9 protein-coding genes are annotated in these 10190 nt (G+C 37.4%); all 9 read right to left on the bottom strand.

Going from position 1 to position 10190, the window contains the following annotated elements:
* The coding region (locus ACOX6R_RS02040) for an enoyl-CoA hydratase/isomerase family protein (RefSeq protein ID WP_433446726.1) at positions 1–236 on the bottom strand (236 nt) is incomplete at its 3' end.
* 7 nt (positions 237–243) lie between these two features.
* Positions 244–1428: an acetyl-CoA C-acetyltransferase gene (locus tag ACOX6R_RS02035; protein WP_433446725.1), complete on the bottom strand. Its 1185-nt coding sequence runs from the start codon at positions 1426–1428 to the stop codon at positions 244–246.
* 182 nt (positions 1429–1610) lie between these two features.
* Positions 1611–2717, bottom strand: coding sequence for a non-hydrolyzing UDP-N-acetylglucosamine 2-epimerase (wecB, locus tag ACOX6R_RS02030; RefSeq protein WP_433446723.1), 1107 nt, complete (start codon positions 2715–2717; stop codon positions 1611–1613).
* Positions 2718–3746, bottom strand: coding sequence for a glycosyltransferase family 4 protein (locus ACOX6R_RS02025; RefSeq protein ID WP_433446728.1), 1029 nt, complete (start codon positions 3744–3746; stop codon positions 2718–2720).
* Positions 3747–3753: 7 nt separating this feature from the next.
* The gene (upp, locus tag ACOX6R_RS02020) at positions 3754–4377 is read right to left on the bottom strand and encodes a uracil phosphoribosyltransferase (protein ID WP_433446721.1); all 624 of its coding nucleotides are present in this window, start codon (positions 4375–4377) and stop codon (positions 3754–3756) included.
* Position 4378: 1 nt separating this feature from the next.
* Entirely contained in the window at positions 4379–4810 is a 432-nt protein-coding gene (rpiB, locus tag ACOX6R_RS02015; protein WP_433446719.1) for a ribose 5-phosphate isomerase B, read from the bottom strand.
* Between the two features lie 8 nt (positions 4811–4818).
* A complete protein-coding gene (locus ACOX6R_RS02010; protein ID WP_433446717.1) occupies positions 4819–5868 on the bottom strand; it encodes an L-threonylcarbamoyladenylate synthase in 1050 nt (349 codons plus the stop codon).
* A gap of 220 nt (positions 5869–6088) precedes the next feature.
* Positions 6089–7024: a lactate/malate family dehydrogenase gene (locus tag ACOX6R_RS02005; protein WP_433446715.1), complete on the bottom strand. Its 936-nt coding sequence runs from the start codon at positions 7022–7024 to the stop codon at positions 6089–6091.
* Positions 7025–7061: 37 nt separating this feature from the next.
* Positions 7062–8918 carry an LTA synthase family protein gene (locus ACOX6R_RS02000; RefSeq protein ID WP_433446713.1) on the bottom strand — a complete coding sequence of 619 codons (1857 nt, stop codon included), beginning with the start codon at positions 8916–8918 and terminating at the stop codon, positions 7062–7064.
* Positions 8919–10190: the final 1272 nt, after the last annotated feature.

The raw sequence follows: 10190 nt of genomic DNA, 5'->3' as shown, positions 1-10190 counted from the left end.
TCATAAGCTTCACTTGCTGTGAAGTTTGCCATCTCTGCAATGTCGGCACCAGCTACAAATGATTTGCCAGCACCTGTTACGATGATACATCTTATGTCATCTTCTATGTGAGAGAAAAATTTGTGAAGCTCTTTTAACATTTCTGAGTTAAGAGCGTTTAGGCTTTTTTCTCTTGATAGTGTCAGTAGAACAATTCCATTAGGTTTTTTATCTACTATTAAATATTTATAATTCATTTATCTATTAGTCCCTTCCAACAACTAGAGCAGTTCCCATTCCACCGCCGATACATAATGTTGCTAGACCTTTTTTAGAATCTCTTTTTTGCATTTCGTAAAGTAGAGTTGTAAGAATTCTTGCTCCACTTGCTCCAACTGGGTGACCAAGTGCAATAGCTCCACCGTTTACGTTAACTTTGTCCATGTCGAATCCAAGTTCTTTTGCTACTGCTCCAGCTTGTGCTGCGAAAGCTTCGTTTGCTTCGATAAGGTCAAGGTCTTTAACTTCTAGTCCTGCTCTTTCAAGAGCTTTTCTTGAAGATGGAATTGGACCAGTTCCCATGATTCTTGGGTCTACACCTTCAGTTGCGTAAGAGATAATATATGCTAGAGGTTCAACGCCAAGTTCTTTTGCTTTAGATTCAGTCATAACTACAAGCATTGCTGCACCGTCGTTAATTCCTGATGCGTTTGCTGCTGTTACTGTGCCGCCTTCTTTGAAAGCTGGTTTTAATTTTGAAATACCTTCTACAGTAACGCCTTCTCTGATGTGTTCGTCATCTTCAACAACAGTAACTTTTCCTTTACGTCCTTTTACTTCTACTGGAACGATTTCGTCTTTAAATCTTCCACTTCTTCTAGCTTCTTCAGCTCTGTTTTGAGAAGTTGCTGCAAGTTCGTCTTGCATTTGTCTTGTAATTCCGAATTCTTCTGCTACGTTTTCTGCAGTAATACCCATGTGGTAGTCGTTGAATGCGTCCCAAAGACCGTCTTTAATCATTGTGTCAACAACTGTTTTGTCATTCATTCTTGCTCCCCATCTTTCGTTCATAAGAGCGTATGGAGCATTAGACATAGATTCAGTACCACCTGCTAGTACAACTTCAGCATCTCCACATTTTATAACTTGAGCTGCTAAACTTACTGCACGAAGTCCAGATCCACATACGATATTAAGTGTAACTGCTGGTTTTGTATAAGGAATTCCAGCGTTAATTGTAATTTGTCTTGCAACGTTTTGGCCTTGAGCTGCTTGAAGTACGTTTCCGATATATGCTTCATCAATCATATCAGGTGTAACTTTTGCTCTTTTCATTGCTTCTTTAGCTGCAACTACTCCAAGTTCAACTGCTGAAACTGTTTTAAAAGCTCCGCCAAATGATCCTACTGGTGTTCTTGCTGCTGACGCGATTACTATTCTTTCTTCCATTTTTTCCTCCTACATTTGCACGTTAAAATAAAGTGCTTCAATCATTTCATTTGGTCCATCGTTAATGGACTTCCCTTTAATATTATATCAAATATTGTGCTATATAAAAGCACAAAAGCATTGATCTGAGTCCTACATGCATATTTTTACCCATTGTTTGAAAAAATATATATTATTTTACTCTATTTGTTTAAACTTTCCAAAATATCTACGATTTTTACTGCTGCATTTCCATCGCCATAAGGATTTATTGCTTTTGCCATCTCTTCGAAGGCTTTTTCGTCATCAAGAAGCAAATTAATATTTTCATAAACTGCATCAAATTCTGTTCCAATTAGCTTTGCAGTCTTTGCCTCAACTCCCTCCATCCTCTCAGTCTCGTTTCTAACTACAAGGACTGGCTTTCCAAGGGCAGGTGCTTCTTCTTGAACTCCGCCTGAGTCTGTTACGACAAATTTAACCTTGCTCATTAAGTTTGAGAATGGCAGATAAGATAGAGGCTCAATCAAATGAACTCTGTCTAAATCTTCAAAATATTTTTTGGCGATTTCTCTAACAAGTGGATTCATGTGAACGGGAAAGATTACTTCGACATTTTCTCTTTCTTCCACAACTTTTCTTACTGCAGAAAAAATATTCTCCATTGGCTTACCCCAGTTTTCTCTTCTGTGAGAAGTTAAGAGGATAACATCTTTTTTATAGTCTATATTATTTAGAACCTCATCTTCAAAGACATAGTCATCTCTTACTGCATACTTTAATGCATCGATTACTGTGTTTCCTGTTATAAAGATATTTTCTTCTGGATAATTTTCTTTTAATAAATTGTTTTTGTTGTTTTTTGTCGGCGCAAAGTGAAAATTTGAAATTACTCCTGTAAGCATTCTGTTTGCCTCTTCTGGATATGGTGAGTAAATATTTCCTGATCTTAGACCTGCTTCAACATGGCCGATTTTTATTTTTTTATAAAACGCTGCAAGTGCCGCAGCAAAAACTGTAGTAGTGTCACCTTGAACTAGTAAAATATCCGGCTTTAATTCGTCCAATATTTTCTCTAGTCCGATAAGTGTTTTTGTCGTAACTTCTGTAAGTGACTGGCCTTTTTTAAAAATATTTAAATCGTAGTCTGGCTCTATGTCAAATATCTCCAAAACTTGATCGAGCATCTCTCTGTGCTGACCTGTTACACAGACATAGCTCTCTAAAGTGTGTCTTCTTTCTATTTCCTTTATTATTGGGGCCATTTTTATTCCCTCAGGTCTAGTCCCAAAAACAAATAATACTTTCATTTAATCCTCCTTGCTTTTCAGCATACCGCTAGATATTCCGGCAATTAATATGATTAGCATGACAGCTAAAGATACAAATAGACCTACCCTTGAATGGAATCTTGAAATTAAATTTGCAAGTATTCCAAAGATTGCAGATATTGCATAAAGAATTATAACTGTCTGTCTCTGATTTAGTCCCCTTGCCAAAAGTCTGTGGTGGAGATGTCCCTTGTCTGCCTCAACCATTGACTTGCCTGATAATTTTCTTCTTACCATTGCAAAAGCCGTATCAAATACTGGCACGCCCATTATTAGTACGGGCACAAAAATCATAAGGAGTGCTGCTTGTTTTAAAAATCCTGTAATACTTATATATGATAGCATAAATCCCAAGTAGAGCGCTCCAGTGTCTCCCATAAAAATCTTCGCCGGATTAAAGTTAAATGGCAAAAATCCAAGACATGCTCCAGCAACAAGTGCACACACAAGGCTCACTTCAGTTCTGCCCATTTGGTATGTGATAAAGAACATGGACACTGCACATATAAGTGAAACTCCAGCTGCAAGCCCGTCAAGTCCATCTATTAAGTTGATTGTGTTTGTAATTCCACACACCCAAAAAATTGTAACTGGAACTGAGAGCACATTTAAGATTACAAGAGCATCGGAGATGTCAAATGGATTTGTGAAAAATTCAATTCTCACTCCTCCTATTACAAGTAAGACTCCTGCAAGTATTTGAAAAACTAATTTTAACTTTGGACTAAGTCCCTTTTTATCATCAATTAAACCTGAAACTGCTATTAATAGAGATGCCGTTATTGTCATAGCAAGTTCTTTATCTATTGGCAAATATCTAAGCATTAGAACTGTTACAGATATTACCATGGCAATTCCACCGCTTAAAGGTATTGGCTTTTTGTGAACGCGCCTTGCGTCCTTTGGTATATCTATAAAGCCAAATTTTTTTGCCAGTTTAATTGTAATGGGCATTAAAAGAAATGTAATCAGAAATGCCAAAAAGAAGGGCCAAATAAATTCCTTCATATACATACTACTTTGTTCCAAATAGTCTGTCTCCCGCATCTCCAAGACCTGGAACAATATATCCATGTTCATTTAGGTGATCATCAATTGCTGCCACATAAATGTCAACATCTGGATGAGCTTCTTCAACAGCTTTTATTCCCTCAGGTGCTGCCAAAAGATTTACGGCTCTAATTTGAGTTGCGCCATTTCTTTTTAATTCATCAATTGCTTCGATTAAAGATCCACCAGTGGCAAGCATTGGGTCGACGATTATCATAAGTCTGTGGCTTACATCTTTAGGTAGTTTTGAATAATAAGTAACTGGTTTTAAAGTTTCTGGATCTCTATACATTCCAATATGACCAACTCTTGCAGCAGGAACAATTGTCAAAAATCCTTCCACCATTCCAAGACCCGCTCTTAGAATTGGAACAATTCCAACCTTTTTGCCCGAAATCATCTTTCCAGTAGTTGGAGCAATAGGTGTTTCGATTTTAATTTCTTCAGTTTCTAAATCTCTTGTAAGTTCATATGCCATAAGAGATGAGATTTCATTTACAATTTGTCTAAACTCCATGGAGCTTGTTTCTTTTTTTCTAAGAATTGTCATCTTGTGATCAATTAGTGGATGTTCTACAACATGAATCATATTATTCCTCCTCTATTTTGTTAACTCTATTAATATGTCTTCCGCCCTCAAATTCTTCATTTATAAAAGCATCGACAATTTCCTTTGCCATATCAAGTCCGATAAGTCTTGCTCCCATTGCAACCACATTTGCATTATTGTGGCGCCTTGCAAGTTTTGCAGAATAAGGTTCGCTTACAAGGGCTGCTCTTATTCCCTTTACTTTATTTGCAGCAATAGATATGCCAATTCCCGATCCGCAAATAACTATTCCAAAATCTAAATTGTTATCTATTACTTCGTGACCAACGGCATGACCGTAATCTGGGTAGTCAACTCTATCGGCTGAGTCGGGTCCTTTATCTATAACTTCAATTTCCTTTTCTTCAAGATATTTTTTAATATCCTCTTTAAGATAGTAACCTGCGTGATCTGATCCAATTGCTATTTTCATATTACACCTCAAATTCTCATAACTATTCTGCCGCTGCAAGCCTTAAGGAGTCTATTCATAATGCTAAGGCCAAGTCCAATTGGTTCAAAGCCCTCTGCCAAAATTAAATCAACGCCTTCGTCGTCGCAGTGACGCAGTGCATCAAACAAGTTGCTCGCCACTTCTTCTAGATGTTCTCTTGAACCAAGATTTATTTTTAAATCGCAGTTTTTGTACTCATCTATAGTTTCTGTAGAAGCTAAAACGGCAACCTTTTTATCTTTATTTTCATCAATATTTTTTTGAATTTCCAAAACCATTTTGTCTATATTTCCACCAAAGCAAATTGCCTCTGCACGAGGTGCATAGTGTTTGTACTTTTGACCAGGAGATTTTGGAACTTTTTTATTAGTCGCATCAATTGTGGACTGGTCAATCGTAATGTCCGGAGAAATCTTTTGTAAATCTTCAAGAGTAATTTTTCCAGGTCTAAGTATCATAGGTGGGTCTACTGTTACATCTAAAACTGTGGACTCAATTCCAACAACTGACTTGCCGCCATCTACAACTATGTCAACTCGTCCGTCTAAATCTTCTAGCACATGCTCTATTTTAGTTGGAGAAGGTCTGCCAGAAATATTTGCAGAAGGAGCAGCTATTGGAAGATGAACTGCCTTTAAAATTTTATTTGCAATCTTGTGAGAAGGCTCTCTTATTGCAACTGTATCAAGTCCACCTGTAACTGCATCGGGAACGATGTCTGATCTTTTAAAAATCATAGTGAGAGGTCCCGGCCAAAACTTTTCCATGCACTTTTTGGCAACATCTGGAATCTCAAGAACGAGTTCATCAATCTGAGAATTTTCTGCTATGTGAAGAATCAATGGGTTATCCGATGGTCTTCCCTTTGCTTCGTAAATTTTTTTGCAAGCATTGGCGTCCAGTCCATTTCCACCAAGGCCGTAAACAGTCTCTGTAGGAAAGACGACAAGTCCGCCCTTTTCAAATGTTTTCTTTATCTTATCAAGGTACTTTTTATCTTTTTCATTTCCCTTAAACTTTATAATCTCTGTTTTCATAAAAAACACCTCTATCGTATTATTATATCAAGAAAAGTCTCACATTAACACAGAAGAAGAACAAAATCTTGACACTTGGGCATTTATATTATTTTATCACGTTTTAAAAAATAATGTATGAAGATGTAAATTTTTAGAAAAGATTTAAGAATCTTTTAAACAAAAGTCAAAAATTTCTAATAAAAAAACTCGCAAAAAATGCGAGTCTTGTTAAAAGTTTTTATTTTATAGGCAATGTCTCTCTAATTGTATTAGCTGACTTGTTCCACTTTTCCATTTCTTCTTCGTTAAGTTCTATTTCGTAGTCACCTAATATTCCCTCTCGTCCAACTACTGCAGGGTGACCGATGTAGCAATTTTCTTTTTTGCTAAATGATGAGACAGGAAGAATTGTCTTTGCATCTTGAAATATTGCCTCAACTATTAGTGAAGTTGAGTTCGCAATTCCATAAGATGTGTAGCCCTTTGCTTTTATTGTTTCAAAGGCGCGCATCCTTGTGTCCTCTTCAATTTTTTCAATCATGTCTCTATCAAGTATCTCCATAATTGGCTTTGTCGCAACACTTACTTGTGACCAAGCTACGAATTGGCTGTTGCCATGTTCCCCGATCACAAAACCATCGACAGAGTTTGGATCAATATTTAAAACTCTTGCCACTGCATTTTTCATTCTCGCTGTGTCAAGAACAGTTCCCGTTCCAATAACTCTTTCTCTCGGTAGGCCTGTTAGTTTTTGCATATAATCTGCAATTACATCGCAGGGGTTTGTGATGCTTAATAAAATTCCATCAAAACGAGACTTTTTAATCTTTGGTCCCCACTCCTCGGCACAAGTTTTTGTGTATTCAAATTCCTTTAGTCTGTCGCTAAATCTTTGTAAGATTGTAATATCTCCTGGCGCAAATATGATTATGTCAGAATCACTTAAATCTTTTTCTGTTCCCGCTTTAATATTTATGTGTCCATTTCTTCTTACAAAACCATCGGATAGGTCGCTTACTTCAGCTTCGGCAAGGCCATCCTTTTTGTCAAATAGAATTAATGTGTCGCATAGACTTCTTTCTACCAAAGTGTGTGCAACAGTTGCCCCAACATTTCCAAGTCCAATTATTGAAATTTTTCTCATGTCTTCTCCCCTTTTTATTTTTATTGCCAAATAATACTTCCAAAATTAATGGGCTATTAGAAGCCCATCAATCGTTAATTCTGTAATATTCATATTTTTTATATTGTGAATATATTTGTGCAGCTTCTCCACCAACTTTGTCACGTGGATATACTTTTTCACCGTCATAGACATAGTGTCTTGAGATTATAGGAAGTTTTTTTCTAAGCTCCGAGTTGTAGCTAAAGAAGTTGTCTCCCTTAGTGAAGCCAAGCATATCTAAAACTGTTGAAGCCAAATAATTTGATGAAATTATTGAACCTTGGTCGAGCTCAATGTTTTCTTTATTCAAATAAGCTCTTCCCGCATCATTTGCCATTACAAGAAATGGCGTTGAATAATATTCTGTTTCTTTTTCCAAATTGTCCCAGCTTAGGTGCTTGTCGATTTTGTCATATCCACTTGGATCAGTTCCAAAACTTGGAAGATGATCGCCATAGAAGACCATAATAATTGGCTCTTCTTTAGTCTTCATCATGTCATATACTTCACCAATCATTTGGTCAATATCTCTTGTGCCCAAGAAGTATGCTCCAAACATTGCCTTAGTCGCATCATCTAGTGGGTACTTGCAGTTAAATGGATAGCTTTCCTTGTATTTGTCATAGTAGTATGGGCCGTGATTTTGAATATCCACTGCATAGTCAAAAATAGGCGTCTCATTATTTTTTAAACTTTCTTCAAATCTTTCTACAAATATATCTGTAAATTGCCTTTCAGAAACATACTCACCCTTGATGTCTGGATTTGCAATATCTTCGACAAAGTGTCTCTCGTCGAATCCAATTTTTGGATAAACTTCGTTTCGTCTGTAGAACCACTCATATCCCGGGTGAAATGATCTCGTCTTGTAACCGATGCTACTTAAATACCTCGGAAGTGAATCGATGTTTCTCTTTATTGAATTAAAAGAAATTGAACCGTTGGCAGATACATCTGTAGTAAGAGTTCCCGTCAAAACGTCAAACTCTGTATCTCCAGTTCCACCTCCAAAGGACGGTGTCACAATTCGTCCGCTTAAAACTGACTCGGCCTGCATTCTTTTGAAATTTCTATTTGGATCGTGCTCACTATCAAAAGAAAAAGCAGGATTTTGGGAAATATCGGTAAATGCCTCTCCCATTATCCAAATGATGTTTGGCTTTTCGTTGTACTTAAGAACGGAAATCTCTTCAGACCTGTCGTCCTTGTCGATTTTTTTAATCGCGTCCCTGTCGTAACCCTCAGGAGCTTTTACAATTGCATCTTTTATATTGTGGATGAACATATAATTAAAGCCCTTGGAGTTAAAGTGGTCGAGTATATTGAAGGGATTGCCTTCGAAGGGAAGCTTGTTATAAATTTTATCCTTCGCATAAACTCCTGTGTAAAGAACAGAAGATAAAACTACTGACGCAAGGATTATCGCAAGCCTTGACTTTAGCTTTAATTTGTCTTTATTAATAGCCTTTGCGACTAAAATTGTAATCACTAAAAATGCAAAGAAGACTATTATGGAAAACAAATCCGGATAGTAGGACTGCTTGACCATGTTTGCAGCTTCCATTGCAAGTTTAAAGTCGTTAAAGACGAAGGGTGCATTTCTATAAATGACCTTTGTCCTGTGAATCATGAAGAATATTGTAAAGAAGAGCGAATTAAAAATTAAAGCTCTCTTTAACCTTCCAAAAATCCCAAGAAACAATAGGCCGATTATAAGTACTGGTATAAAATTTAGTAAAATTACCATTGGGTCTTCGAAAACTCTGGCGAAATTATAACCTTTCTCCGGCGTCAAGATAAACATGACGGCAGTAATAAATATTGAGAAAATAAATAGCCAGAAGAAATCCGAAAACCTAAGCCCCCTTTTTTCTATAATTTTTTCATTATCAACTTTTTTCAAAATATCACCTTATTTCATAGCTAATATTATATAATATTCTGTTTAAAAGTAAAACTTAAGTAAAGAAATATTGGATTATATTGAAATAAATTTACAAAGGGTGGAGTAAAGGAGAAATAGTAAGCTCTTAAGAGAAAATCTAAACCAAAGGCACAAAAACGAACTATTTGCATCATGAGCCACACACCGTCATTCAGAGTGAGTGAATCGAGTCGATGTGTTCTCTATTGATAAAGAATCTACAAATTCATCAAGCGATGTCTATACATATGTAACTGTCTCCTGCCCGTCATCTTGAGCGAGAGCTTTGCTCGAGTCGAAAGATCTGCACCTTGTGGGAAAACATTCTATGCGTCTTAAAGAAATAACGTATAGGAGAATTACCCCAATACACAATTTGGTCAAAACGACCACACATCGCTACCCTTACCCTACAGATCCTTCGACTCACTTCGTTCGCTCAGGATGACGTTGGATGAGGTGGTTTTCAGATATCTTAACGAAATTGTCTACACTCGCTGTTGTCTCAAACTCGTCATCCCGAGCGTTAGTCGAGGGATCTGCAAAGTATTCTTGCGAGACCTAATCGTCTTAAAGAAATAACGTATAGGAGAATTACTCCAATACACAATTTGGTCAAAACGACCACACATCGCTGTCTTTACCCTACAGATCCTTCGACTACGTCGTCGCTATGCTCCTCCTCCGCTCAGGATGACGTTTAATATGGCGAACACTTAAAATCATTGATAAATCATTAACATTACTCCACCATACCTTCGGCACAGTGACGACCTATTCAATCCACAACCCCAGCACTCCGTCATCCCAAGCGACAGTCGAGGGATCTGCAAAGTCATCGAGCGAGAACTATTCGTTTTAAAGAAACAACGTAAAGGGGAGACTCTCCAAGCCTCTTTCACACTAAAACGACGACACATCGCTACCCTTACCCTACAGATCCTTCGGCTCACTTCGTTCGCTCAGGATGACGTTGGATGAGGTGATTTTCTGATATCTTAACGAAATTGTCTACACTCGCTGTTGTCTCAAACTCGTCATTCCGAGCGACAGTCGAGGGATCTGCAAAGTATTCTTGCGAGACCTAATCGTCTTAAAGAAACAACGTAAAGGGGAGACTCCAAAACACTTTCTCATCAAAACGACCACACATCGCCACCTCAGCCTACAGATCCTTCGGCTCACTTTGTTCGCTCAGGATGACGTTGGATGAGGTGATTTTCTGATATCTTAACGAAATTGTCTACACTT

The sequence above is a fragment of the Peptoniphilus sp. genome (genome assembly GCF_050943655.1).
Taxonomy (GTDB): Bacteria; Bacillota; Clostridia; order Tissierellales; family Peptoniphilaceae; genus Peptoniphilus_A.
Note: the sequence above shows the minus strand (reverse complement) of the source record. Positions and strands in the feature narration are given on the sequence as shown.